Annotated in this window: 27 protein-coding genes and 1 pseudogene; 9 read left to right on the top strand and 19 right to left on the bottom strand. The window is 38.7% G+C overall.

Annotation, left to right across the window (positions count from 1 at the left end; translation table 11 throughout):
* Positions 1–223: 223 nt before the first annotated feature.
* The 5 genes from LQ188_RS01335 to LQ188_RS01315 all read right to left on the bottom strand — a co-directional run bounded on the left by LQ188_RS01335 (position 224) and on the right by LQ188_RS01315 (position 6,687).
* Positions 224–1,204, bottom strand: a complete 981-nt coding sequence (locus LQ188_RS01335; RefSeq protein WP_230175808.1) for an ABC transporter permease — start codon at positions 1,202–1,204, stop codon at positions 224–226.
* Entirely contained in the window at positions 1,197–2,111 is a 915-nt protein-coding gene (locus LQ188_RS01330; protein WP_230175807.1) for an ABC transporter ATP-binding protein, read from the bottom strand. The genes LQ188_RS01335 and LQ188_RS01330 overlap by 8 nt, the downstream gene beginning before the upstream one ends.
* Positions 2,108–2,899, bottom strand: a complete 792-nt coding sequence (locus LQ188_RS01325) for an SGNH/GDSL hydrolase family protein (RefSeq protein WP_230175805.1) — start codon at positions 2,897–2,899, stop codon at positions 2,108–2,110. The genes LQ188_RS01330 and LQ188_RS01325 overlap by 4 nt, the downstream gene beginning before the upstream one ends.
* A 390-nt stretch (positions 2,900–3,289) precedes the next feature.
* Positions 3,290–4,486, bottom strand: a complete 1,197-nt coding sequence (locus LQ188_RS01320) for an MFS transporter (RefSeq protein WP_230175804.1) — start codon at positions 4,484–4,486, stop codon at positions 3,290–3,292.
* Between the two features lie 68 nt (positions 4,487–4,554).
* Complete coding sequence (locus LQ188_RS01315; RefSeq protein ID WP_230175803.1) at positions 4,555–6,687, bottom strand: PAS domain S-box protein; 2,133 nt, start codon at positions 6,685–6,687, stop codon at positions 4,555–4,557.
* Between the two features lie 374 nt (positions 6,688–7,061).
* Here LQ188_RS01315 and LQ188_RS01310 point away from each other — a divergent pair, with 374 nt between their 5' ends.
* Entirely contained in the window at positions 7,062–7,976 is a 915-nt protein-coding gene (locus tag LQ188_RS01310) for a YitT family protein (protein ID WP_230175802.1), read from the top strand.
* 85 nt (positions 7,977–8,061) lie between these two features.
* On the opposite strand, the gene LQ188_RS01305 is transcribed toward LQ188_RS01310, so the two are convergent.
* The 4 genes from LQ188_RS01305 to LQ188_RS01290 form a co-directional block, all read right to left on the bottom strand.
* Positions 8,062–8,256, bottom strand: coding sequence for a cold-shock protein (locus LQ188_RS01305; protein ID WP_034307294.1), 195 nt, complete (start codon positions 8,254–8,256; stop codon positions 8,062–8,064).
* 842 nt (positions 8,257–9,098) lie between these two features.
* Positions 9,099–9,305 carry a cold-inducible protein YdjO-related protein gene (locus LQ188_RS01300; RefSeq protein ID WP_061463486.1) on the bottom strand — a complete coding sequence of 69 codons (207 nt, stop codon included), beginning with the start codon at positions 9,303–9,305 and terminating at the stop codon, positions 9,099–9,101.
* A gap of 126 nt (positions 9,306–9,431) precedes the next feature.
* Entirely contained in the window at positions 9,432–11,558 is a 2,127-nt protein-coding gene (gene recQ / locus LQ188_RS01295; RefSeq protein ID WP_230175999.1) for a DNA helicase RecQ, read from the bottom strand.
* A 156-nt stretch (positions 11,559–11,714) separates the two neighbouring features.
* Positions 11,715–12,548 (bottom strand): LysM peptidoglycan-binding and 3D domain-containing protein, encoded by an 834-nt coding sequence (locus LQ188_RS01290; protein ID WP_230175801.1) that lies wholly within the window; start codon positions 12,546–12,548, stop codon positions 11,715–11,717.
* Between the two features lie 257 nt (positions 12,549–12,805).
* Here LQ188_RS01290 and LQ188_RS01285 point away from each other — a divergent pair, with 257 nt between their 5' ends.
* From LQ188_RS01285 to cotJC, 3 genes are read left to right on the top strand one after another with little or no spacing between them, the layout of a single operon-like run.
* Positions 12,806–13,039 (top strand): spore coat associated protein CotJA, encoded by a 234-nt coding sequence (locus LQ188_RS01285; protein ID WP_063234475.1) that lies wholly within the window; start codon positions 12,806–12,808, stop codon positions 13,037–13,039.
* On the top strand, positions 13,040–13,306 hold the full coding sequence (locus tag LQ188_RS01280) for a spore coat protein CotJB (protein ID WP_063234474.1): 267 nt from the start codon (positions 13,040–13,042) through the stop codon (positions 13,304–13,306).
* Between the two features lie 12 nt (positions 13,307–13,318).
* Positions 13,319–13,888 carry a spore coat protein CotJC gene (gene cotJC / locus LQ188_RS01275; protein ID WP_101225121.1) on the top strand — a complete coding sequence of 190 codons (570 nt, stop codon included), beginning with the start codon at positions 13,319–13,321 and terminating at the stop codon, positions 13,886–13,888.
* A 45-nt stretch (positions 13,889–13,933) separates the two neighbouring features.
* Here cotJC and LQ188_RS01270 read toward each other — a convergent pair whose 3' ends face one another.
* From LQ188_RS01270 to LQ188_RS01255, 5 genes and pseudogenes are all read right to left on the bottom strand, one after another.
* Positions 13,934–14,806, bottom strand: coding sequence for a S1-like domain-containing RNA-binding protein (locus tag LQ188_RS01270; RefSeq protein WP_230175800.1), 873 nt, complete (start codon positions 14,804–14,806; stop codon positions 13,934–13,936).
* A gap of 121 nt (positions 14,807–14,927) precedes the next feature.
* A pseudogene (locus tag LQ188_RS01265) lies at positions 14,928–15,224 on the bottom strand (response regulator); the annotation flags it as partial.
* Complete coding sequence (locus LQ188_RS26915; RefSeq protein WP_363320527.1) at positions 15,224–15,322, bottom strand: diguanylate cyclase; 99 nt, start codon at positions 15,320–15,322, stop codon at positions 15,224–15,226. The pseudogene LQ188_RS01265 and the gene LQ188_RS26915, both read right to left, overlap by 1 nt.
* A 12-nt stretch (positions 15,323–15,334) precedes the next feature.
* Positions 15,335–15,583 carry a hypothetical protein gene (locus LQ188_RS01260; RefSeq protein ID WP_230175797.1) on the bottom strand — a complete coding sequence of 83 codons (249 nt, stop codon included), beginning with the start codon at positions 15,581–15,583 and terminating at the stop codon, positions 15,335–15,337.
* Positions 15,580–15,783: a response regulator gene (locus LQ188_RS01255; protein WP_101225124.1), complete on the bottom strand. Its 204-nt coding sequence runs from the start codon at positions 15,781–15,783 to the stop codon at positions 15,580–15,582. The genes LQ188_RS01260 and LQ188_RS01255 overlap by 4 nt, the downstream gene beginning before the upstream one ends.
* Positions 15,784–15,930: 147 nt before the next feature.
* On the opposite strand from LQ188_RS01255, the gene LQ188_RS01250 reads away from it, so the two are divergent.
* Complete coding sequence (locus LQ188_RS01250; RefSeq protein WP_230175796.1) at positions 15,931–17,121, top strand: alanine--tRNA ligase-related protein; 1,191 nt, start codon at positions 15,931–15,933, stop codon at positions 17,119–17,121.
* A gap of 356 nt (positions 17,122–17,477) precedes the next feature.
* Here LQ188_RS01250 and LQ188_RS01245 read toward each other — a convergent pair whose 3' ends face one another.
* Together LQ188_RS01245 and LQ188_RS01240 are read right to left on the bottom strand one after the other, a co-directional pair.
* Complete coding sequence (locus LQ188_RS01245) at positions 17,478–17,894, bottom strand: hypothetical protein (protein ID WP_101225126.1); 417 nt, start codon at positions 17,892–17,894, stop codon at positions 17,478–17,480.
* Between the two features lie 77 nt (positions 17,895–17,971).
* On the bottom strand, positions 17,972–18,163 hold the full coding sequence (locus LQ188_RS01240; protein ID WP_034307314.1) for a hypothetical protein: 192 nt from the start codon (positions 18,161–18,163) through the stop codon (positions 17,972–17,974).
* A 141-nt stretch (positions 18,164–18,304) separates the two neighbouring features.
* Here LQ188_RS01240 and LQ188_RS01235 point away from each other — a divergent pair, with 141 nt between their 5' ends.
* Entirely contained in the window at positions 18,305–18,826 is a 522-nt protein-coding gene (locus LQ188_RS01235) for a GNAT family N-acetyltransferase (protein WP_230175795.1), read from the top strand.
* 40 nt (positions 18,827–18,866) lie between these two features.
* Here LQ188_RS01235 and LQ188_RS01230 read toward each other — a convergent pair whose 3' ends face one another.
* Positions 18,867–21,125: a UvrD-helicase domain-containing protein gene (locus LQ188_RS01230; RefSeq protein ID WP_230175794.1), complete on the bottom strand. Its 2,259-nt coding sequence runs from the start codon at positions 21,123–21,125 to the stop codon at positions 18,867–18,869.
* A gap of 321 nt (positions 21,126–21,446) precedes the next feature.
* Here LQ188_RS01230 and LQ188_RS01225 point away from each other — a divergent pair, with 321 nt between their 5' ends.
* A complete protein-coding gene (locus LQ188_RS01225; protein ID WP_101225129.1) occupies positions 21,447–21,686 on the top strand; it encodes a hypothetical protein in 240 nt (79 codons plus the stop codon).
* 184 nt (positions 21,687–21,870) lie between these two features.
* On the opposite strand, the gene LQ188_RS01220 is transcribed toward LQ188_RS01225, so the two are convergent.
* Positions 21,871–22,272, bottom strand: coding sequence for an RDD family protein (locus tag LQ188_RS01220; protein WP_230175793.1), 402 nt, complete (start codon positions 22,270–22,272; stop codon positions 21,871–21,873).
* Between the two features lie 343 nt (positions 22,273–22,615).
* On the opposite strand from LQ188_RS01220, the gene LQ188_RS01215 reads away from it, so the two are divergent.
* Positions 22,616–24,235 carry an ATP-binding cassette domain-containing protein gene (locus LQ188_RS01215; RefSeq protein WP_101225131.1) on the top strand — a complete coding sequence of 540 codons (1,620 nt, stop codon included), beginning with the start codon at positions 22,616–22,618 and terminating at the stop codon, positions 24,233–24,235.
* A 198-nt stretch (positions 24,236–24,433) separates the two neighbouring features.
* Positions 24,434–24,706: a hypothetical protein gene (locus LQ188_RS01210; RefSeq protein WP_034307327.1), complete on the top strand. Its 273-nt coding sequence runs from the start codon at positions 24,434–24,436 to the stop codon at positions 24,704–24,706.
* A 587-nt stretch (positions 24,707–25,293) separates the two neighbouring features.
* Here LQ188_RS01210 and LQ188_RS01205 read toward each other — a convergent pair.
* Positions 25,294–25,932 (bottom strand): LysE family translocator, encoded by a 639-nt coding sequence (locus LQ188_RS01205; RefSeq protein ID WP_230175792.1) that lies wholly within the window; start codon positions 25,930–25,932, stop codon positions 25,294–25,296.
* Between the last annotated feature and the right edge of the window lie 252 nt (positions 25,933–26,184).

Raw genomic sequence — 26,184 nt, 5'->3', positions numbered from 1 at the left:
AATTTTTTCGACCTTCACTTCATTATTCGGACTCTGGAGCCGTTATTTTGCGGTCCCCGCTTTAAATCCGCTCCCTTTCCGCCGACTGTGTTCCAAGCATTTATAGGGGGTCTCGGCTAGCCAGTTAAACCGAGTCTTCTTTTATAATCATGTTCGGGGTGCGAAACTCCCGAACCATCTATGTCAACAAACTGAAACAGCCTATAATTTGTTAGGCTGTTTCTCAGTATACATCCCGCCGGGTAAATACTGTAAAAGATACGATTAAAGCAAGCGCCCACCAAACGAGCAGAGTAATGACGGAGGATAATAAAGTCATCCCTTCAATCGGTGGAGCCGTACCGCTGATGTAAGCGGTCAATTTCAAATTCACCATAAAAAAGTATTTCGCTGATTCCCATGATGAAACCATATTGTTCAATATAGCCCCGGAAATTAATGCAGCCAGCATGATGCCCATGCCTGCAGGGGTGCTTCTCACTAAAACCGAAAGCATGAAAGAAAGGGTTCCTACAACAACCGCCACCAGCCAGACAAGTCCCAAATCCATCAATAGGAATTTCCATTGTTCCACTAACCTTACTTGACTGACATCCACGTCAGCCCCATTCAATTCGAATCCGGTTATTACAGGAGCCCCCCATCCTTGATATCCGAAAACGATACCTGATAAAAGGTAAGATAATAAGGCTGTCATCGCGACGATAATCGAAACTGATAATAATAATGTTACATATTTGCTCAATAAGATTTTCCAGCGCTCCACTGACCTGGTCAACAAAAGTTTGATTGTCCCTTGACTGCTTTCGGAGGAAACCATATCACTAGCCACAATCATGATCAACAGCGGAATGAACAAATCGATTGCATTTTCCAAAAACATGCGTGTAAAGGTGGCTGCGCCTGGTTCTGAGGGATTGATATCATGATCTAGATAATATTGCTGCTGCTTCAGACTAACTTGGAGCTGTTCACGCCACTCATCGAGCATCCTATTCGAGCCCAAACGATTTTGAGTATCAATGATTTGCTGCTGAAGAGCTGAACGCCAATCATCAGTTCCCAACTTCTTCCGCTGCTCTTCCACTTGTTTGTATTGGGCATATGTAAACATCAGCACTAAAATTCCCACGATGATACCGATTATGATTAACCGTTTCTTTGCCAACAACTTCATCATTTCATTTTGAATCAAGTTATTCAATGCCTGCACCTCCGACACCGGTAACTTGCAAAAACAATTCTTCCAATCCCGGGAGCTTTCGATTCATTTCATGCACCCTCACCCCTGCTTGGTTAAGTGCAGCATTCCATTCGGGTGTTCTGAGTTCATCATAGGCTGTAATGATATATTTTTGATCTATGGTAATTTCGGTGAAGCTGCTAAGAATTTCCGCTCCCTTTTGTATAGGTTCCACCCGCCAAAATATCCGCTCCTGCGTGGATAATAAGCTTTCCACCGTATCCGTTTTAATAATTTCCCCCCCTTTAATAATTGCAACCCGGTCACAAAGTTGCTGTATTTCACCTAATAAGTGTGAAGAAACCAGAACGCTCATACCTTCTTCTTCAGCCAACTTTCTGATGAATTGCCGCATTTCACGGATTCCGGCAGGATCTAGACCGTTGGTCGGTTCATCCAAAATCAAGAGTTTAGGGCTGTTCAGCATTGCCTGCGCGATTCCTAAGCGCTGCCTCATACCTAACGAATAAGTCTTCACTTTATCGTGAATTCTCGCTTGCAGACCGACGAGTTCAACAACCTCGATCATTCTTGTTTCATCAACTTCAGGTAACATTCTTGCAAAGTGGAGCAAATTATCCCATCCGCTCAAAAAAGGATACAACTCTGGATTTTCAACGATGCAGCCCATTTGCTTCATAGCCTTCGTAAATTCCTGACGGACATCATATCCGCATATATGGATGGAACCTGAGGATGGCTTAATCAAACCGACCAACATGCGGATCGTCGTCGTCTTGCCTGCTCCGTTCGGTCCTAAAAAGCCGAAAACCTCACCTTCATTCAGCTCAAAATCTATTCCTTTAATAATTTCCCTTTTGCCAATCCTTTTTCTCAAGTCCCTGACAGACAATGTCACCTGTTTCATCGTTTCACATCCTCCCATTTTATTAAAGGAGCAACTCTATCAGCAATTAAACGGTACCCCTTCTTATTAGGGTGAAATTTATCCGAATACAAATAATCATTTACCGACAATTGAAATAAATCAAATGTTGGAACGAAAATTGCATTTTTATAAAGAGCCACAACTTCTGCCGTTTCATTATTCCAGTCACGAACAATGCGGTTCGTATCAAAGTCTTCATCCAAATCTATAAACGGATTATATAGCCCAAGCAAAAAAATGGTAGCTGTATCATTGACTTTATTGATATCTTTAAAAATTTCATCTAAATTTCCCAAGAAATTCTTTTGTGATAAAGATATAGCTTCACGATCATATTCAAGCAGGGTCTGGCCTTTTTGAAATAAATCGTTACCCCCGATTGTAACTAAAATAACATCAGCTGCCTGGATTTGGCGCTTCACTTCCGGTTGTTTCACTTGCTGCACCAATTCTTTAGACACTTGTCCATTAATTCCGAGGTTATGAATGATTGGTTTTCTATTGTACTCGCTCTTCAAATCTTCAACAACAAGTCCAACGTAGCCTTTCCCTGTTTCATCACCTGTGCCGCGTGTCAATGAATCGCCTAATGCCACTACCGTAAAATCATCAGGAAGATCATTTTTAATGGGGGTTTCTTCCATTACTTCTCTATCGGAAGTTCCTTTTCCGTAATGGTCAGTAATCGTCCATCCAAGGCAAAATAAAAAAAACAGTCCGATAAGAGCTGATACGATGGTAGCAGCCAACACTTTTGGTTTGCTCAAAACACTCATCCTTCCATTCATTCTCTACCTTCCATTAAATCATATTATTTCCAAAAACAAAAAACTGATTGTTCTGGTTAAAAATTCCAATTAATAAAAGCCTTTCCTTTTTAAAATTACCAGTAAAAAAAGGCTGAAAGGGGTTACAAAAGGGATTCTATCTAAATTTTATAAGAAAGTTGATTGGAGCGAGTGCCCTAGGTTCCTATCAACGGTTAAAAATCCTTAAAAAACTTTTAATCAATTTGTATACAGTCTGAGGGATTGGATGAATCCCATTCGCATTTTCTGCTTGATCATTTAGCAGGCATTCTCTCAGACTTGTTGAGAGACAAGTAAAAAAGACCTCTTCACCATGAAAGGTTAAGAGGTCCCTCGATATATTTTCCATCATTTTTCTATTTTACCTATGGGTTTTCCCAATACTTTTAATTTTATATCTAACCTCATGAGCCATATTGTAAGCAGCATCCCGATCAGCGTGAGTAAACCATAAAATAAATAGACAGCATATATTCCAGATTTATCCAATATTATCCCGCCGCTGAAGGTACTGAACCAGTTACCCAATCCATTGCCAATGGCGGAATAAAGCGTTATTGCAGTTACTGTTATTCGTGCAGGGACAACTTCCCTGATATATTGTAAAGCTGCAGGAATGAATAAGCCAAGTGAAAACCCTTGAATGATCGAAGTCACATATACGGTAGCCAAACTTGGTTCGGTGAAGTACAAAACCCAGCGGACCAATGAGGCCGTTCCAGCCAATAAGGTAATTGGCAGCAGGCCTATTTTATGAATCCAGGTACCTGCGATTCTCATAAAGGGGATTTCCGATAATACAGCTAAAAGGAAAGCAATGCCAATTCCTGTATATGTCCCTCCCCTTGCCTCTACAAACAAACCATAGTATACATTATTTGCGAGATTAGGACCAAATAGCAGGAACGTTATGGCAAGAAAGATAAGAAACCGTTTCATGGTGATCAATTCTTTCATTCCTCCGAAAAGCTTCACCTTTTCACCAGGTGGCTCTTCAGGCAAACGAAGAGCTAGACTAGCCGCAATCAAAAGACCGAAGAAAAAGGCATAAAATATCACTGAAGGACCCATGAAGGATTCAGATAGCCTTCCCATTACAAAAACGGCCACACCGTAACCAAGTGAACCGAATAAACGGATTTTCCCATAATTCGATTTGATTTTTGTTGTATATTGAAGGGTGATGCTATCTGAAACCGGTATTATCGCACTTTGAAAGATAGCCAAAGCGATTGCGACGGATACGATAAGTAAATAGTGCTCGAACAGTAGGTAGCCTAAACCGAATACACCGGCAAGCAACGATGTAATTGCCAGTATTTTTGCTGGTCTCCCGCTCCAATCACAGACAATTCCCCAAAAAGGTTGAAAAACGATCATCACTATCGGTCCAACAGACATGATCGTACCTATTTCAATACCGGACAAACCAGCCTCATTGGCCAAATAAACGCTTAATAGCGGTGTTAAACTTCCCACTGCAAAAAAAGAAAATAAGTAAAATACCTTCAAGCTAATAATATTGACATGCTTTTGTTTATCCAAATCCAGTTCCCCCACGCAGACAGCTTCTTAAAGTTGTTGATTTCAATCATTGCTTCCTATTATGGATATTAAATAGGGAGCACGATATTAAAGACTGTACCTTTATTGACCTCACTCTCGACAAAGACATTTCCCAAATGGCTTTCTATGATTTTAAAGCTGATCATGAGACCTAACCCATTACCAGTTTTTTTCGTTGTGAAGAATGGTTCTCCCAGTCTCTTAAGCTGCTCTGGCGGCATCCCAATTCCTGTGTCGGTAATGGATATATGCACTTTATCCTCTTTAAGTTCAGTCATGACTTTTATGAACCCACCGTCAGGCATAGCCTCCATACCATTTTTAATGAAGTTCAAAATGACTTGTTTTAATCGATTCTCATCACAACGAACGAGGATCTCTTCTTCATTGAAATCCGAAATTAGCGTGATGTTCTTCTTCCTGGCTTCAAAATCCGTCAAAGATACGACGTTTTGAATGATCGGCACAAGATTCTTCGATTCCAATATCAAGGCCTGTGGTTTGGCCAATTGCAAGAACTCTTCAACTATCTCATTCACACGATTGATTTCGTCCATGATTATTTCCAGATATTCCCGTTTATTTTCGTCCGTTTCATCTAATTGCAAAAATTCCGTATACCCTTTCATGGAGGTCAGCGGATTTCGTATTTCATGTGCCACTCCAGCAGCAAGCTGACCGACAGCGGCTAATTTATCCTGTCGATGGAGCATCTCTTCCGATTGTTTACGCTCAGTTATATCATATCTAAGTGCCAGAAACTGAAATGGCTTCCCTTCTTCGCTGAAAAATGGAACAATTGTTGTATCGACCCAATAAAAACTGCCGTCTTTCGCCTTGTTTCTAATTTCACCATGCCAAACTTTCCGTTCATGGACGGTTTTCCACATATGTTCAAAGAATTCCTTTGAATGGTATCCAGAATTAACTATCTTATGTGTATGGCCTAGCAGTTCATCTCTCCCATAACCGGAAACCTCGGAGAACTTATCATTCACTTCGATAATGACTCCTTTATCATCGGTAATCGCCACAATCAAGGATTGGTTGATTGCATATTGCATATCCTCCAGTTCCTTGATTGACCCCTTTAGTGCATTTTCTGCTTTTTTACGACTGGAAATATCTGAACGGATCGAAATATATTGATATGGCTTACCTTTTTTCATAAAGGGAACGATAGTTGTATCCACCCAATAAACATTACCGTCTTTAGCCCGGTTGCATATTTCACCATGCCATGTTTTCCCTTGGCTGATCGTTAGCCATAGGTCAGCGAAAAATTCTTTTGTATGATAACCAGAATTGATGATGGAATGATTTTTCCCTACTAGTTCATGTTTTTCATATTGTGATATTTCCAGGAATTTTTCGTTAACATATGTAATGATTCCTTTTGCATCCGTGATGGCGACTATCGCCGATTGATCTAAAGCAGAACGGATATCGCTCACAGTATTGTCGCTTTTTGCCAACCGCCTGCCAACTATCGTACTTGAAGCGATCAAGCTGGCAAGGATGAATAATGAAACGAAGCATGTAAGATAAAGCATAAATGGGGTGAGTGGAACAAATTCACCCGTTTCATTTTTCGTGTTCATCGGTAACACTCTTAAAAAAAGGTAATAGCCTTCAATGATTGCCCCGCTCATCAAGAGAGTACTGATTGGCTTTAGCGAGGATTGACTTAATTTATTAAAATAAAATAATATTGCAAGTGCTGCTACAAATAAACTAAAGATACTTAAAAGCGTACTGAAGACCGACAATGGACTAAAGTGCAAAGAATGGTTTAAAGAAGATGTTCCCATTATATAATTGGATAAAATGGCCATCGTAAACATGAAGCCGCAAAAAACGATTTGCAACACTTGTGTCTTATACGATATGGCCAATAACCCAACTCCTGCGAGAGCTATCGCCAATGCTAACGAAAAAATTATTGTAGCAATGTTGTATGCTGCCATTCCTGAATTATCAAGGGTGAATATGACCACAAAATTAAGCGTCCAAATAGCCACTCCCATAGAGCAGCTGCTCCCAATATACACCAGGCGTTTATATTTCTCTATCGTCAGTAATGTTGTCAGTAAATCCAACGCCGTATAGCACGCCATTATTATCAAAAGTACTGCAATCATAAAGAGGACAGGATTTGAAGCCACTATTGATTGTTCCATTTTTTTACTTGACCACCTCAAACGTTCTATTCTCCTATATTGTAATGGAAATCCATAGTACCTCAAAGGTTTTTTATTTCCTTACTCCTATATATTTACACACTGACTATTTCGGTGCTCCTTATATCTCAAGAAAATGCTGGATTCCATCATAAAATCATAAAAATTAGAAATACTATTGTTTTGTAAGGAGTAGAATAGGATTACATGGTATTGACAAGCATTTTCAACCCTGTTTCATCATTGCAGGACATTATCAATAACAAAAATAATTATTCGAGAATATATTAATCAAGAATGTTAATTTCTTTATTTAATTATACCTATAGGTTTATAATTAAATAGAACCTATATAGAGAGAAGGAGTGGGGGGCATGATTATGTCAGACCTGGCAGGTGCAAGTACAACAGAAATTATGCATAAGAAGACCCAGCATAAAAAATTAACACTGAGACAAGTTTTACAAAGAGGTCTACTAATTACAATTGGTGCAGTTTTAATGGCTGTCGGCCTCGAGATTTTTTTAGTGCCGAATAACGTAATCGACGGGGGCATAACGGGTATATCGATTATGTTATCTTACATTACTGGATGGAAGCTCGGAATCTTTCTATTCATTTTGAATCTTCCTTTCTTTTTTATCGGTTATAAACAAATCGGCAAAACCTTCGCATTATCTACCCTTTATGGAATTTTAGTCCTTTCCATTACCACTACATTGCTTCATCATGTACCAGCTTTCACTCAAGATATCCTCCTAGCGTCCGCTTTCGGCGGAATGATTCTTGGCATTGGTGTTGGAATGGTCATTCGATATGGCGGCTCATTGGATGGTACAGAAATACTTGCCATACTCGCTAGCAAGAAGCTCCCTTTTTCCGTTGGGGAGATCGTCATGTTTTTTAATTTATTCATCCTTGGCAGTGCGGGCTTCGTATTCTCGTGGGATCGTGCCATGTATTCGATCATTGCTTACTTCGTGGCATATAAAACGATGGATATCGTCATCGCAGGTTTAGACGAATCCAAATTTGTTTGGATTATCAGTGATGAATTTAATGATATCGGTGATGCCATAATGAATCGCCTTGGACGGGGCGTAACCTTTTTAGCTGGTGAAGGTGCATATTCTGGTGATGATAAAAAAGTCATCTTTTGTGTAATAAACAGGCTTGAGGAAGCTAAACTTAAAGAAATAGTCAAAAGTTTCGATCCATCTGCATTTCTTGCCGTTGGGGATATCGCGGAAGTTCGAGGCGGTCGATTCAAGAAAAAAGATATCCACTAATCATTCACCTGCTTTTTGCTTGATCCAATTGGCAAAAAGATAAAAAAAGCTGAAGGGAGAATCCCCTTCAGCTTTTTTTATGACCTTAATAGTTTCTTGGATTGTTGATTGCTTGAAGCATTCTGGTGCCGGGTTTCATCTCGCTGCTACATAACGGACAAACGTGTTCATCATTACTTGTAAAGTTATCGCGAATCCAACCTTTGCAATCTTCTGATGTACATTCCCACACCTTTGTTTCTTCAGGAATGATTTCTTCCGTATTATTTCTTCTATACATATATCTCACTCCTTAGAATTGAATTGACTCCGTCCTGCATAACAGATCACAAGCCATAAAGATAAAAGAAGAATAGATGGCGTTTAATCTAAATTGTGAGTAAATACCCATTCGCAAATCTAAGTATGATCATTGTTCTTTCAACCAAACTTTTTGAATGGTAAGAACTTGAGATTACGACATGAATTTTTCATATCTCATATCCATTATAACATATATATGCTTTATATATTTGAGGAAAGATTCTAAAAAAGAAAGTAGTCCCCAAAATGAAACACAGTCCCTGACTTACCCTTCAAGATAATCGAGACTGCGCTGTTTAAGAATCCATTTCATATGGTTCTTCCTGCTCGTTCGATGGAACATCGAGCATGAGAGTAATTTTTAATGCCAAAACCTAAAACAATGAAAGCCCTGCCTCTCTCCCATCCATACGGTTCCTAGACCGTGCCTGCGAGAATCAGATAAAAGCTTGTAAGTACATGTTTATTAATTAAAACCGTCCGTAATTCCAATTGGGTAGATTAAATTCCAAAAGACAAATGGTACATAGAAGTAAGTTAATGAAGAACAGAAATGGATCGAGGAAAATACTTGGTGATTACATGTATTTCTTTTTTCTAGATATGTTTAACTTGATTCTACTTCATCATGAAAATGATGAAAAATTATTTTATTAATAAAAATGTTACTTTAAATTACCCTCCAGTGCTTTCTTTTCATAACACTGAAATTTAATGATACCACACATTTTTTTATATGTAAAGCATTAATCCAGAATAAAACCACTCCGCCCTACTTCATTTTAAAATAAAAAATAAAGAGGCTAAGATTCACCTCTTTTATTTAAACGCATTATATTCATTTTCAATTTTAGGAAGTTCCCTGACTTCCTCAACTAATTGACTTCCACACATTGGGCAATCATAGTTTTCCGAGGCAAAATCTTTTCTCATCCAACCATTACAATCTGCTGATCCGCACGCATATACTATCGTATCTTCCATAACGATTTCTGGTTCCTCTGAATTCTTTTTACCAAAATACATGAGCAACCTCCTCTTTTTTATATAAAGAATCTGATTAAAGGCGCGAAATTTCACCTTTTTATCATTCCTAGTATACGCATTAAACCATATTCTTATTTATTCAATGAAGAAATTATCCTAAAAACCTTAACACCTTTCGTTTTCCAGTCCTGCTTTAACCAAGATTGCCTTAATCATAAAGTAGGAAATATGCTCAGGCAGGGCTTCTTTTAATGGTTTCAATTTGTCAGAATCCAATTGTTTCGCAGTTTCCAAAACAAGATTAAAATCTTTCTCCAAGAAAATCTCATCCCAATTGATATCCAAGTGTTCTTCTGCACACTTTAATAAATGATTTTCAATTGAAATGGCAGACAATCCTCTCAATGTCCCTATTTCCTTGATTGATTTACCTTCCTGATATAAGCGATAGCTTTCTAAGTGAGATGGTTTAGTTGCTCTCTTTACCGTTTCCTTTGTAACCATAGTATTCGTTTCTAATTCAGGATGTGCCTGTACATACTCGGAAATCACTTGTAAAAACGCAGCTCCGAAGCGTTCGAATTTCTGCACCCCCACCCCTTTCACTTCCAGGAATTCCTCTTCCGTCCTCGGCAGTTTGACGGCCATATCTTTCAGGGATGCATCGGAAAAAATAATGAATGGAGGTACATTTTCCGTACTTGCCAATTCTTTTCTTAACTGCCTCAACTCTTCAAACAGCCCATGATCAGCACTGATGCTGCTTACTTTTTTTATTTCCTTACGCAGTACTTTTTTCTGTCCCAAAAGCACTTCCCTGCCAGCATTGGTAACTTTAAGAACCGGAAACTGTCCGCCCGTCATTTCGATATACTGTTTTGCTGTCAGGAAATCAATGAAATCACCTACATCCTTCGCTGATTGATCATTGATGATTCCATAGGTTGAGAGCTTCTGGAATCCGAACTCTTCAATTTTCTTATTGCGTGATCCCGTAAGAACTTGGGAAATCATCGTTTTACCGAATCGCTCACCCATTCTCAACATGCATGAAAGGACCATCTGTGCCTGTATAGTTACTTCAACAGAGTCACGTTTATCTGTACAATTTTCGCAATGACCGCAATCTTCAGGGTTTTCTTCTCCAAAGTATCGCAGAATGAAGGCTTGCAAACACCCTTCGGTAAAACAATAATCCTTCATTCTGTTCAATTTCTTCAATTCCTGGGCTTGCCACTCCTGCGAGGGATTTGATTGATCAATCAAGAAACGCTGTATCTGCATATCTTGAGGGGAATATAAAAGGATACATTCACTATCCAAACCATCCCTCCCTGCACGGCCCGCTTCCTGGTAATAACTCTCCATGTTCTTTGGAGTCTGGTAATGGATGACGTATCTAACATTCGATTTATCGATACCCATACCAAAGGCAGATGTCGCTACCATCAAGGGTATGTCATCACGAATGAATTGATCTTGCTGTTCCGAACGGTCTTTTTCATTCATTCCAGCATGGTATCGACCTGTTTTGAATCCCGCTTTTATAAGCTTCGCATACAAGGAATCGACTTCTTTCCTAGTGGCTGCATAGATGATACCCGATTCATTTTTGTTTTTCTCTAAATAGCGCATTAAAAACCGGCCGCGATTTTCTTCTTTCACTACGGAAAAGAACAGGTTATCTCTGGAAAATCCCGTTGATATTGTATGCTGCTCTGTTATTCCGAGCGACTGACATATATCTTCCGTCACATGCGGTGTGGCTGTTGCGGTTAATGCCAGTACTGTCGGAGCTGATGGCATGTTTTTCAATAAGGTTTTGATTTTTAAATAGCTTGGTCTGAAGTCATGACCCCATTGAGATATACAGTGGGCCTCATCGATGGCTACCAATGAAATATCCACATTAAATAAATCCTGTTGAAATGCAGGATTTTCCAATCGTTCCGGCGCCAAATAAACCAACTTATATCTTCCGTGTTTAATATCGTTCATTCTATTGGATGATTCCAACCCAGAAATGGAGCTATTAAGAAACGTGGCATCAATCCCAGTTTGTTCGAGGGCATCTACTTGATCCTTCATCAAGGAAATTAGTGGGGATATAACGAGTGTTACACCTGGTAACAGAAGGGCTGGAATTTGGTAACATATTGATTTACCTCCGCCGGTAGGCATGATTCCCGCCGTGTTTATTCCTCCCAATACCTGTTCGATAATCTGTTCCTGACCTTTTCGGAATGACTCATAACCAAAGTATTCTTGTAAATATTCACGTGCTTTTTCCATCAATTCACTATTCCTCCTATTTACCTTCTAAGGATTTATAAGGATCTACTTCTTCCATTGTACCTGCTTTTCCCGACAACCTAAAGGACAAAAAAAGCAGACACATTATGCCTGTGTCTGCTTTTTAAATATATAAACATGTTTTGCATGGTTAAATTAATTCAGGATTTGCACTTTAACGTTTTTAACGCCCCAATTCACGGCATCCTGTTGGTTTGGAACAAATATGTCCACTCTATTCCCTTTGATGGCACTGCCTGTATCGGCTGCCGTTGCGTAGCCATAACCTTCAACATAAACCTTTGATCCTAGTGGAATGACTGAAGGGTCCACGGCAATTACCTTTGCATCAGGATTAGCTTTCAAGTCCACTCCTGTGGCTGTTGTTCCGCTGCAGCCTTGACAATCAGCCGTATAGGCTGTTGCACTAACAGTAATCTCTTTTCCAGCTTCTGCTTGATCTTGGGATTCATTGTTTGTGTCTGCTGGTTCCGATTGTTCAACTGGTTCAGATTGTTCAACCGGCTTCGTTTGTTCTGCTGGCTTGGATTGTTCTGCTGGTGCAGCTTGCTCTGCTTGTGGAGCTTGCTCTGATTTCTGTGCAGGCTCTACACTTGCAGCTTCGACTTTGTTAGCTGCTGGTTTAATGACCAGCTCTTGATCAGGATGGATTGTATCTGAATTTAAACCGTTCCAAGATTTAATATCATTTACCGCTACATCATATTTGTGTGCAATTCCCGATAATGTGTCCCCTGACTTTACTTTATAATGCTTTTCTTGAGAAATATGTATGGTTTCTCCGGCATAAATAGCGTCAGAAGACAAATTGTTCCAAGACTTAATATCTTCTATTGATACTTTATATGTTTGAGATATCCCCCATAATGTGTCTCCATCTTTCACTTTGACATCCTCTGCTTGTACCGGAATTGTAAATGCACCGGATATTGCAGCGGCTGCCGCTAACGATAAGATTGATTTTTTCATATGTTGTTACCTCCTTGTGAGCTGCTTTATAAGCTACGAGTTAAATCTTAACATAGTTTTTTTCTATACAAAGAACAAACAGATAAAGAATAGATGACAAACATCACAGTAAGATAACGGGACCATAACAAGATTTTATAATATTCTGAAAAAACATCATTTTCCAGATAATTTCCTTTCCAGACCAGGGAAGTCATATTATGCATTACCCAGGCATAAAAATTTAAAGGCTATATCTTTACAAAGGAGGTATTTTTTTGACTCGCGAAAAGACTTTTACCTTAGTTAAGTCATATAAACCTTTCCATAGTAAATTCGATCCGTGCCCGCCTATTGGGAGAAAGTACTACAGGACACCTCCTAATTTGTATATTAATTTCCAACCGCCGAATTTGGAACAGTTCACACCGGAGGAAGCTTTGAAATACGGTACACTTTGGAAATTCTTTTATGATTTTTATGATAATCCATATCGTGAAAGGGAGACATAAATGAATAAGAAACTGGATGATGAATATTATCAGTTGCTTGAACAAATACAGGCTGCCGATTTCGTACTTGTCGAGTTGACTCTTTATTTGGATACACATCCTAACGATCAGCAAGCATTACAGCAATTCAATCAATTTCATGAATACTCCAAACAATTGAAATCAGTTTTTGAGCCTAAATATGGTCCATTATTGGGTTTTGGAAACAGTCCAGGCGGTGAAAATAAATGGGAATGGGGCCAAGGCCCTTGGCCATGGCAGGTATAAGGAGAGATATCTATGTGGGTTTATGAAAAGAAGCTGCAATATCCAGTTAAAGTAAGAGACTGTAATCCTCAATTGGCAAAATATTTAATAGAACAATACGGGGGTGCTGATGGCGAGTTGGCTGCAGCACTCCGATACTTAAATCAACGATATACAATTCCTGATAAAGTGATTGGCCTGCTTACGGATATCGGAACGGAAGAATTTGCCCATCTCGAAATGATCGCCACGATGATTTATAAGCTTACAAAAGACGCCACCCCTCAGCAGATGGCTGCAGCTGGCCTAGGTGACCATTATGCCAATCATGATAGTGCCCTTTTTTATCATGACGCAGCAGGAAATCCATTTACTGCCACTTATATCCAAGCCAAAGGCGACCCCATTGCAGATTTATATGAAGACATCGCCGCTGAAGAGAAGGCAAGAGCAACCTATCAGTGGTTGATCGATATCTCGGATGATCCTGATATCAATGATTCACTCAGGTTTTTGCGTGAGAGGGAAATTATCCATTCGATGAGGTTCAGAGAAGCTGTGGAGATTTTAAAAGAAGAAAAAGGTAAAAAGAAGTTTTTTTAATGAAATTCACATAAAAAAAGCAGCGGAGAAAATCCGCTGCCTTTTTCATTTACGATCTGAAGAATATGTCCAACCATCTTCCTGATAAATCTTTTCTTCTTTCATCAGTTTACCGAGAGCACGCTTGAACGCTCCCTTGCTCAAACCGAAGTGAAACTTGATATCATCAGGTGGCGTTTTGTCGCCATAAGGCATTGCACCGCCGCGATTCATTAAATAAGTGAAAATGACATCAGCATCTTCCCCCATTAAATCTTGTTTAAAGGGGATTAAAGAAACGTTAAGCGTTCCATCTTCTTTACTATCAATGACGCGCCCTTCAACTAATTCACCAAGACGGGGCTCTTCATTGCGTTCACTTTCGTGAATGAAACAGCGGTATCCTTCTTCTGAAATAAAGAAAGACCCAACCATAAGCAAACGATAGACATTTCCCTTAATACTGGTGTTTCGTACTCCTTTTAAAGGAGCTGGCACTGCAATCTCCTGAATTACATCTTCCGTTGCAAGTTTACCAAACAGGCGGTCATTACGATCTGTCTTCAGGGATACATATAGACGATCACCAACCTCGGGCCATAAACGATCAATATTCGGAAGGTCGTCCAGTGATACAAGAATATCTTTGGAAAGACCGATGTCAACAAAAACACCCAGTTTCCTTTTCACATTGACAACTTCCGCCCAGCCATACTGATCAATCTGGATTTCGGGTATCTTCATTGTCGCTGTTAGCCTTGCTTGTTTGTCATGGTAGATGAACACAGTTACTTCATCGCCAATCTCAAGTTCCGTTCCTTCATTCATTTCATTATGATGAAGTAAGACATCTTCTGAACCATCTGTTAAAAACCATCCGAAATCAGCCTTACGTTCCACTTCTAACTCTACAGCCATACCGGCCTGAATTTTTTGCATGTATAAAAATCCTCCTGTAACTTACCTTTACCTACAATTGTACCCAATTATTTATATTTCCAACATATTTGAATTTATCATTTTTTTGTTGTTCTGTATACCTATTACGGTTTTTTATTTTTTAACACTTGCTTTCTTCATGGAATGCCTGCGGAACCAGAATATGCCCTTGTTTACCGTTACTTAATAAAGTATACATGATCACTTTGGATAATTGGCTCGGTTTATACGGTTTAACTAAATAATCCTTTGCTCCCAATGAAATTCCCTTCTCCCTTTCGTCAAGTGCGGTCGATACAAAAACGGGAATCTCATTCAAATCAGCGGAACCTTTTAATTCCCTCAAGTTCGTCCAGCCGTCCAGCTCTCCCTCTTCAAGAAGGATATCCAGTACAATGGCATCAGGAGGTGAGCTTTTTAGCTGATTAAGTCCGAACTGCTGATATTGCTTTTAATGAATTGTGCAAACTCAACCAGTACAAGATCCCCCACCGAGTGTCCGTATTGATCATTCACCCTTTTAAAGTGTTAAAGATCAATGATGCTTATCGTAAAATGACGCCCTGACCGCTTCAGTGTATCTTCAAGAAATCTTCTATTATATACCTGTGTCAACTCATCAATAAGGACCGATTGATCAAAGATTTTCTTCCGCTGTATATGCCTTACTATCTTTACAATAAACTCATCGATATCAATCGGCTTACCAATAAAATCATCCGCACCCATCCTGAATGCTTTTATCCGTTTATGTTTATCGTTCTGAATACTGTTCATGATCTTCGGTATGACATATTTTTCGTTATTAAGATGAATCTCCTGAAGATTTGAAAACCATCCTTTGCAGGCAACTGAATATCAAGAATAAGGCAATCCGGCTGCATTTCAGAATATTGATTTGACGCTTTGACGGGGTCGGCATTCATTATGACCATCCACCCCTTATCCTCCAATAAATCTTTCAATAAAATCAACATGGATAATTGCCATCTTGCACAATTTATTTAGGATTTGTCATAAAGTTTACTTATTTACTTTAACTAATCTTCTAAACCCGCGATTTCAAACTCTGGTATTTCGGTGATATAATTTAAGGATCAACTGAAAGGAAAATGAAATCATACATGACAAAAAAATTGTATTACACGTCCACCAAGACTTCCCAATGGGATACCAAAATTCGGGAGACCATTGAAGAAAATGGCTTTTACTATATCACTCTTGAAGAAACCGCTTTTTATCCCGAAGGGGGCGGTCAGCCTGCAGATACTGGTAAAATAGAAGGAATCACCGTTCTTGACGTTATAAAAGACAATGATGGAAAGATTCTTCATAAGGTGGAGAGACGGCCAGATTCAGAGATCGTTCACTGTGAACTTGATTGGTCCCGCCGCTTTGATCATATGCAACAGCATAGCGGCCAGCATTTACTCTCTGCCGTCTGCAGGGAACTGTTCGACTCTAATACAGTCAGCTTTCACCTTGGGAAGGAATATATAACGATCGATATAATGACAGGATTTCAATGGACTGAAGTACATACGGCTGCTGCTGAAAAGCTAGTTAATCAATATATTATCGAGAATCGCGAAATACTTATCTATTACGTGACAAACGAGCAATTACAGACACTTCCTGTCGTCAAAATGCCTAAAGTTTCAGAGAATATCCGTATAGTTGAGATAGAAGGGATTGAATATAACCCTTGCGGCGGAACCCATTTAGGGCGTACTGGTGAGATTGGCTTAATAAAAATTTTCAAAGCTGAGAAGCAGAAAGAACATACCCGTCTCTATTTTAAGTGCGGCAACAGGGCATTGAACGATTATTCCGAAAGCCTAGGAATTCTTTCAGCATTATCGAATAAGTTCAATACCGGACGTACAGAGATACTGAATAGGGTGGAAAAATTGGAAAATGACTATAAGCAGCTGCTATTGGCAAACGAAAACTTAAAACTTGAAAATGCAAATTTTCTTGCTGACTCACTGCTTGCAGAAAATGGAGGGGGATTCATCTCTCATATTTTCGAAGATAGCTCAATGAAAGAACTGCTTTACCTTGCAAGTACGATTGTAAAAAAGGAAAAGGTTACCGTATTATTAGCATCACGTAAGGAGCAAAAGGTCATCCTTTCACACAGTGGGGACATCCCCTTTCATTGCGGACAATATTTTAAAGCTGAACTCAGTTCGTATAATGGGAAAGGCGGAGGGAACGAACAGACTGCACAAGCAGGTTTTACATCACAAAATGACTTAATCGCATTTTTCCAATACACAGTTAAAAATTTAGGCCATAATCCTGGTGAATAAAACCGTTCCGTAATGATGGCATACGTGGTGAACACGGAAATCATGACTTCTCGGATTGAGAATAGAGAGGACAAATTAATTCCTCTCTCTTGTAGACTAAAGGGCTTCCATCTGAATTATTAAACAAAGTTGATTAGAACGGAAGGTACGAGACTCCTGCGGGAAAAGCGCGTCCAAGGGAGATCCGACAGGCGCCAAGAGCGCCGAGGAGGCTCCCGGACCGCCCGCGGAAAGCGAGTGCCTGGAGTGGAAATCAACGTTCATATTCTGACACTCCCTCAAAAAAATGTAGGCAAGCATAATAAATATCCAATTTGTCTACAGTCTGAAGAGAGGACAAATAAAGTCCTCTCTCTTTATTCTTCCATTTTCAATTTCCCTAACCCGCGTTCTTCAATATGTAGATGGTATTTTTCCTCGAGCTCCATGATACGGATAAACGCTTCCTCCTGATTATATTCTTGGTTTTCCGACTCCTCGGCAAACTCTTTTCTAGCCAAATGATAGGCAAGCTTATCCCTGAACACTCCTTCTTCATACTCATTGATGACTGTTTGAAGTCGATCCTCCAATTCCCGAGTCAAATCATAAATTTCATATTCCTTCACAAACTGTACTCCTTCCACGCCGAAATCTTTGGCAAAGGAATTAATATACTGTTCCATCTCACTAAATTCTTCTTTATTATCTTCAATATCGGAAGCAACCCAATATCCGTACTGAACCATTTTGAATAATGTTTCATACTGTTTCTTGGTAAAATTGATTTTCATTGTCGATACTCCTTTTCCTGTTTCCATACAACAAAAAGAATAAACCGCAATGGAACAAAAGTCCAATGCGGTTTATCTCAATCCAATATTTCCGTTACAGAAAAATAAGCTGCTTTTTCCGTATCTACTACATAATGGCAATCGCCTTTAACTAGATTATAATAACGGTGCTTTTGAATGTTTGAAATCATTTGAGTTGAGTCATCGCCTTCTACCTCATGCTCTAGTTCTTTGCCGCCCGGAAAATAAAAGCCAACTTTCAATTTCATCTTTCTCATCCTTCCCTTCGTCTGGTTGAATCACTCTTTTATTTCATATCCTTTCTCATGCATTTATAAACATAAATAAAATGCTTATTCGCTTTTTCCATGATATTCTAGGGGAAAATACGATATTCAGAAGGTGTTTTTATGAAGATAAGGAAAGCCATGGAACAAGATGTACGTGGAATAGCAAATGTACATATAAACAGCTGGAAAACGACTTATAAAGGAATCCTCCCGGATCAATATTTGTCTTCCATGAATCTGGAAGACAAAAAGAAAAACTGGCTTAGAAATTTAAAGATGCTGCATAATGCCACCTTTGTAGCGGAAAACGCCAATGGGGAAATCATCGGTTTCGCTGCTGGCGGCCCTGAACAAACGAATGATCCGCATATTCAAGGTGAAGTATATGCCATTTATTTTTTACAAGAATATCAACGACAGGGACTCGGCCGAAAAATGATAAAAGCGGTCATACATGAGCTTATGAAAATGGAACATCAGAATTTAATAATATGGGCATTAAAGGATAATCCTTCTTGCGGTTTTTACAGAGCACTTGGCGGTCAAGTGATAGCTGAAAAAACCGTTAAAATGGCAGGCATCGAGCTTATCGAAGTCGGTTTCGGGTGGGAAGATATTCATGATATCCTTTTGCATTTGTAATCATTCCCGAGGAGGGTGGTTACTCTCCACCCTCCCCCTCTCATGTCTCGATAAGGAAGGCTTTTTTCTCATTACCTAAAAAATAAAGCCGGTGCAATGGCCTTGTCATTGTTACGTACAGCAATTTGATATCAAGTTCATTTCCATGGCAATACATTTCTTCGAGGGATATTGCAAATACGACATCGAATTCGAGACCTTTGGCTTGATAGGATGGAACAATCAACGTTTTATCTTTTGGGATGTTTCCCGCTTCATCTATTAAATGAAAGCCTTGATGAAATCCACTTAGTTTCTCGTTTGCCAGTTTGCAATCTTTCATCGTTTTGGCAATAACAGCAAACGTTTTAAAACCTTCTCCTTTAAGGCTTGCGATAAGATCGATCAGATTTTCTTCCCAACCTTCCTTTTCAATGGAAATGAATTCTGGTTCCTTGCCATGACGAACTACAGGTTCAACTTCCGGGAAATCGTATGTTAACATCTGAAGTATTCCATTAGCTCTTTTCATTATTTCAACAGTTGTTCTGTAGCTTTTTTGTAATTCAGTATAAGTCGCCCGAGGGAAAATACGACTGTGAACCTCGTCCCACGTTTGAAGTCCGCGATATGAATGGATGCCTTGCGCAAGATCTCCTACTAGTGTGAACATATCGGTATCCACTGCCGTCTTTAATGCCTGTAACTGCATGAAGCTATAATCCTGTGCCTCATCAATGACGACATTTTTTGCTTTGTTTTCTTTATCGACACCAAAAAGCCGCTCATGAAGATATAATAATGCTCCTAAGTCCTCCATCTCATAACTTTTAGCAGAGAATAATTTATGATTATACTCACATAAAACACTGGCATCTTCAACAGTAAGTTTACCGTTACTGTACGAGGCGAGACGCTCGGGATCTTGGTATAATTCCTGATAGTAATCCAGGAGATCTTTACTTTTGAATTGCTTAAAATACCCTTTTACCGAAGTACGGATCGCCTTTTGGACCTGCCCCATCCTTTCCTCTTTCTTATCGAGGCATTTTGTAACAAAGTCCTTGCGAATGACTGGATCGATATTCTTATAAAGAGCTTTCTCAATTTTGGCATCATAAAAATCAACTACACGTTCAAGGATTGTTTTCTTTTTCAATTTCACTTCATTTTGTAGTATGGCCTTCAGTTTGTCCAGCCTGCTGTATAACGGTAAATACCAATAATCCTCTTCCAATAATCTAATGAACTTCTTAGCGGAATAGAGGCGATATTTATCACAATAAAAATCAGCATCTGGATGAAAGCCCCTGAAAATATCCTTTACATATTCGTCCAATATATATTTAAAGGCAGGGGAACCCTTCAGACCTGATATCCAGACGGCTGAATTAATTTCTTCATCATCATTTTCCAGCAATCGAGTTAATTTATCATCCGCGATAAGCTTCACTTGCTTTCCTATCGCTGCCTGAACATATTCCGAAAATGTAAATTGTTTTACCTTTTCGACTCCCAATTCAGGTAAAGCTTCAGATATGTAATCAATGAAAACCCGGCTCGGAGCAAGAATCATCAATTGACGCGGATCGAACAAGTCTTTATAGTGATAAATGAAATAGGAGATCCTATGTAAAGCAATTGTGGTTTTACCACTGCCCGCTGCGCCCTGAACAATGATAGGTTTATTCAAATCTGCCCGAATGATTTTATTTTGTTCTTCCTGGATCGTGGTAATGATATCTGTCAATCGATTGCTGGAACTTTTGGAAAGGGATTCCTGCAACAATTCATCGGTTGTGGTCAAATCAATGTCCCTTATCTCCTCCAGGATACCTTCTTCTATCATTAGCTGTCTTTTTAAAGTAATGTTCCCGCTGAATGTCTCCCCTTCCGCTTCATATTCTATTTCACCAATCCGTCCCTCATAATACAGGTTTGCAATCGGTGAACGCCAATCGACAATAATCTGTTCCTGGCTTTCCCTCTGATAAAGCGATGCTTTTCCGAAATAAAGGACTTCGCCTCTATCACCGTCATTCCTTTCAAAATCCACTCTTGCAAAGTAGGGTTTTTTACTTGCTTTGCGTAAACTTTCAAGTTCGGTTTTGGACATCTCAAAAAAGTTGGCCGTCGTCAGCAGCTGTGAATATAAGGCTGATTCAGACCAATCGGCATCGCCAAAAGCTTCTTGCATATTCCTCTGAAATTGATCTTTGCTTGTTTCTGATGTTTTGATGACTACATCGATATAACGTTTCGTAAAATCCAGCCGCTGTCGTTCCTTTTCAAAATCAGGGTGATTTCCCAATAAAATCATTCCCCTTCCTTGTGTATTTATCAAACTTAAAATGCCGATGCTAATACGAAATGGACATTTATACTATCAGAAAAGCCAATGGTTGACAAATCTGGAGACATAGAATTATATAGTTGAAATTTACCCCCTCCCTTATATTTCATATAATTCGAAGAATACACTATATATTACGTTGATTTAGAAATAATACGTTGACTTATGAACTGCTGCTATTGTCATCAATTCTTAACATAAATAATGCTAATTTAATGTTTTATCGGAAACTCACATTATATACTTAAATTACAATTACATAATTTTCTTAAGAAAGTGGGTACTGTCATGGAAATAAATGAAAAACAACCAATGCTATCCCCTAAATTAATCCATGAACTTGAAATTTTATCATCCAAAACAAATATGCCTGTTTCTGAATTATTGGAAATATCTGTAGTATCATTGCTGGAAAAAGTGAATAATACCAAAGAACTCAATGTTGGACTAAATAATAAGGAAATGATCTTAAGAAATAAAATCATCATTAATCAAAATAAAGAGGTTCTGAATAACAAAAGCACTTGACCATAGAGGTTAAGTGCTTTTTGGTTCCTAACTGCCACTGTATTAATGGAATAGATATTCTAACGTGGTTTCTAATGTAATATTTATATCTTAATTTGTAATTTCCCCGCCGAAAAATCATTTCTTATTCGGAATTGTAGATTTTCATAAAAAAAAAGCAGCTATTAAACTGCTTAACAATTAATCATGGTTTATTAGATGTCACGTACGTACCTGCTATGAAATCATGTATCGCTCTATGATCTTTCCTTATGCCAACCATGAACGCACTGACAATAAACCCTATCCCAAATGTAATGGCATAAACCAAAGCAGCAACTAAATACCTCAATAGCATTGTGCCTATGCCTAATTTCCTTCCGTCCACCCGTACTATGCGTATTCCCATAATCCTTTTACCCACTGTATAGCCATACCATAATATCGGGACAATCAGCATGTAAAGAAAGTTGAAAAACGTTGAAAAGTTTTCATTTTCCCAATCACCGGTAATCAACCCGAAAATAATCGCTAATGGAAAAGACACTATTATGCCATCCAAAAATCCTGCAAAAAGGCGTTTCCAAAAACCTACTGAATCGCTCATTTAAAATCCTCCTGTTGTGTTAGTTACAGTTACCTATATTACCAATAATAAGGATGGTGCGTAATGAGTCTTTGTACCCACCTAATTCTTTAACAAAAAAATAAAACTTACATAATTGGTGACAATTTATAAGCCAAATTAAATCTCTGTGTAATTTTTGCTTATAAACGTTTGTTTTTGCTAATCTGCCTTTAATTTTCCTAAGAAATAAGATACAATTTAAATGATGCACAGTTTAAAACATACAAGATTGTAAACTGCTGTTTGTATGAATCAGCGTATAACTAATGAAACAAAGTGTTGGACACGTTGAAACAAAAGTATTTTGGAGGAATGTAAATAAATGATTACAGTAAATAATGTTGGTTTACGTTATGGCGATCGTAAACTGTTTGAAGATGTTAATATAAAATTCACTCCTGGTAACTGCTATGGCCTGATTGGTGCGAATGGTGCGGGTAAATCCACTTTCTTAAAAATCCTTTCAGGTGAAATTGAAGCGCAATCCGGCGATGTCCATATGGGTCCTGGCGAACGCCTTGCCGTTCTAAAGCAAGATCACTTCGCTTATGAAGAGGAAGAAGTCCTTAAAGTTGTCATTATGGGACATGAAAGATTATATGAAGTCATGCAAGAAAAAGATGCCATCTATATGAAGGAAAACTTCACCGACGAGGACGGAATGAAAGCGGCCGAACTTGAAGGAGAATTTGCCGAATTAAACGGCTGGGAAGCTGAACCTGAAGCTTCAATCCTCTTAAAAGGCCTTGGCATCACGGAAGACCTGCATACAAAGAAAATGGCTGAATTAAACGGTGGCGACAAAGTTAAAGTATTGCTTGCCCAGGCATTATTCGGTAAACCGGATGTTCTTTTATTGGATGAGCCTACCAACCACTTGGACTTAAAAGCGATCAAATGGCTGGAAGAATTCCTAATCAACTTTGAAAACACTGTTATCGTAGTTTCCCATGACCGTTACTTCCTTAACAAAGTTTGTACACATATCGCGGATCTTGATTTCGGTAAAATCAAAGTTTATATCGGTAACTATGACTTCTGGTATGAATCAAGCCAGCTTGCCCTTAAACTGACTCAAGATGCCAATAAGAAAAAAGAAGAAAAAATCAAAGAGCTTCAAAATTTCATCGCGCGTTTCAGTGCCAATGCATCCAAATCGAGCCAGGCGACATCCCGTAAGAAATTATTGGACAAAATCAGTTTGGATGACATCGAGCCTTCTTCACGCCGCTATCCATATGTCGGCTTTACTCCTGAACGTGAAATCGGGAACGACCTGCTTCGTGTAGATGGAATCTCGAAAACGGTCGATGGCGTAAAAATATTGGATAATGTCAGCTTCACGATGAATAAAGGCGACAAAATTGCATTTGTCGGTAAAGATGAGATTGCTAAAACAACAATGTTCAAAATCTTGGCAGGTGAAATTGAACCGGATAGCGGCTCATTCAAATGGGGCGTTACGACCTCTCAGGCATACTTCCCTAAGGATAATGCTGAATTCTTTGAAGGTGTCGATTTAAATCTTGTCGATTGGCTCCGTCAATATTCTCCTAATGACCAGAGCGAAAGCTTCCTGCGCGGTTTCTTGGGCAGAATGTTATTCTCTGGCGATGAAGTCACGAAAAAGGCAAGTGTACTTTCAGGGGGCGAAAAAGTCCGCTGTATGCTTTCCAAAATGATGTTAAGCGGTTCGAACGTCCTGATGCTTGATGAACCTACTAACCATCTGGACTTAGAGTCGATTACGGCATTAAACAACGGTTTAATCAGCTTTAAAGGATCTATGATCTTCTCTTCACATGATCATCAGTTCATCCAAACTATAGCGAACCGAATCATTGAACTTACTCCAAAAGGTACAGTCGATAAGCAAATGAGTTATGATGAGTACCTTGAAAATGGCGAATTGCAAAAACAAGTGGCTGAAATGTACAAATAATACCTTTATGAAAGCACATCCTTATTGGATGTGCTTTTTTCGTTCCCGATTCTTGCTGCCTGCATTTATTTCATACCTTTAATGTATTGAAGGTATAAAAAACACACTGCAATAAATATAATAATATTCCCTGAAAGATGAGCACTGAATAATTTCATCGATAAAAAGGTATATTGGTAAGGAAGGAGTGAGTTAGAATTGGATGGTCATACTGTGAAGAATATTTTTGATGATACAGGATACCTTTTTTTATATGATAAATTCAGTTATCATTTTTATATATCCGGATTGTTCGATGTAGTGGAACAAGAAAAAGTAATCTCGGATTTTTTAAATTCTTATGGCTTCGATGATAAAAACCCTCTCTTTTTTGACGACTTTTCCTATTACTTTAATTGCTTTCATTATTCCCACCAAAAACAAAGGATGATGAATTACTTGAAAACCGAGTATGACGAACATATTTGTTAAGTATAAAAGTCCAGATAAACTGATCCTGCCTCTTATTAGCGAAAACCATTCAAAAAAGGTAAGAGCATACAAGTAGCTCTTACCTTGGACTGTAGGCAAACTGGATGAAAATCGAGTTTGCCTACAGTTTTTTATGAGTTATAATTTAGACGTTGATTTCCACTCCAGACACTCGCTTTCCACGGGCGGTCCGCCCTCGGCGCCTTTACGCCTGCGGGGTCACACACACCCGCTCCAATCAAATGGTTTAACTCTTAGATAGAACCTTTTGCCTAAAGTCTTTATTGTTTTAAAATAGAATTATTAAAACTTGTGTAATGAGGATGCTTTCTAAACATGATTCTATTCAGCTTATAAAGGGTTCATTTTTGAAGTGATTTTTTCGAAATTTCGAACCCATATGAAAGATGTTTTGACTTCGTTTTCAAATAAAAAAGCAAACTCGCTCAGTTTTGGCAAGTTTGCTTTTTTATAGCTATCTGGTTCCTTATGCAAATAAAACTCCCTCAATAAACTAAAAACTATCTCACGAATGCTCTAGAAGTCATAGGAGTTCATAGTCATATTATTTACCGTTATCTATACTCTTATGTTTTGGAGGGGCTCGCAAAGGCGGAGAATACCCCTAGAACAATATATAAATAACCAGTTATCCGATTCTGCAACTTAGAATTCACTTCACTACCCAGAATCCGCTTTCTAATACTTGCTGCAAGAACTGCATACAGACCATCACTAATAAAAGCTAGGATAATAAATATAATTCCTAAAAGCAAAAATTGAATTGTGACTGATCCAGCAGAAGGTGATATGAATTGCGGAAAGAAGGCTAAAAAAAAGAGTGCTGTCTTAGGATTCATTACTTCTACGAGCGCTGATTCGTAAAATATCTTTAATAACTTTTTGCGAGGGGCTTTTAGAATTTCTGATGTCGTTCGATCGGATGTAGAAAGTAAAGTCTTACACCCCAGATAGATAAGATAAGCAGCACCTAAGTATTTAACGATATTAAAGGCTGTTGCTGATGTCATAAGGATTGCCGAAACTCCTATTGCTCCAGCTAAAACGTGAACAGAACCACCAAGAGATACACCCAGAACTGATACTATGCCCGCTTTCTTCCCTTGATCAATACTTCTTGCCATAATATACAACACAGCCGGTCCAGGTATTATTAACAATGTAGCAGCAGTAATTACAAATAGCCAAATATTTGAAAACTCCATAAAAAGCAACTCCTTGTTGTATTTTTGCACACGCTTTATTGGGCTACTCCTTGATTGGTGAAAGCAAGGTTACACTTTTTTTAAGGTTCGCTTTCATCAAGGAGGCAATTTGTTGCTCATTTAGAAAAGGAATCTGTTCAAACTGTTTTAAAATGAGCTCTTGTCTGTAAGGGATGGCTTTGACTTACCTTTGCTTTCCCTTAAAAAGTGATAAACACCATTTTTGCTTTTAGGGGTGCCACCAGCAAACCC

The sequence above is a fragment of the Peribacillus sp. Bi134 genome (assembly GCF_918698065.1).
Lineage (GTDB): Bacteria > Bacillota > Bacilli > Bacillales > DSM-1321 > Peribacillus.
Note: the sequence above shows the minus strand (reverse complement) of the source record. Positions and strands in the feature narration are given on the sequence as shown.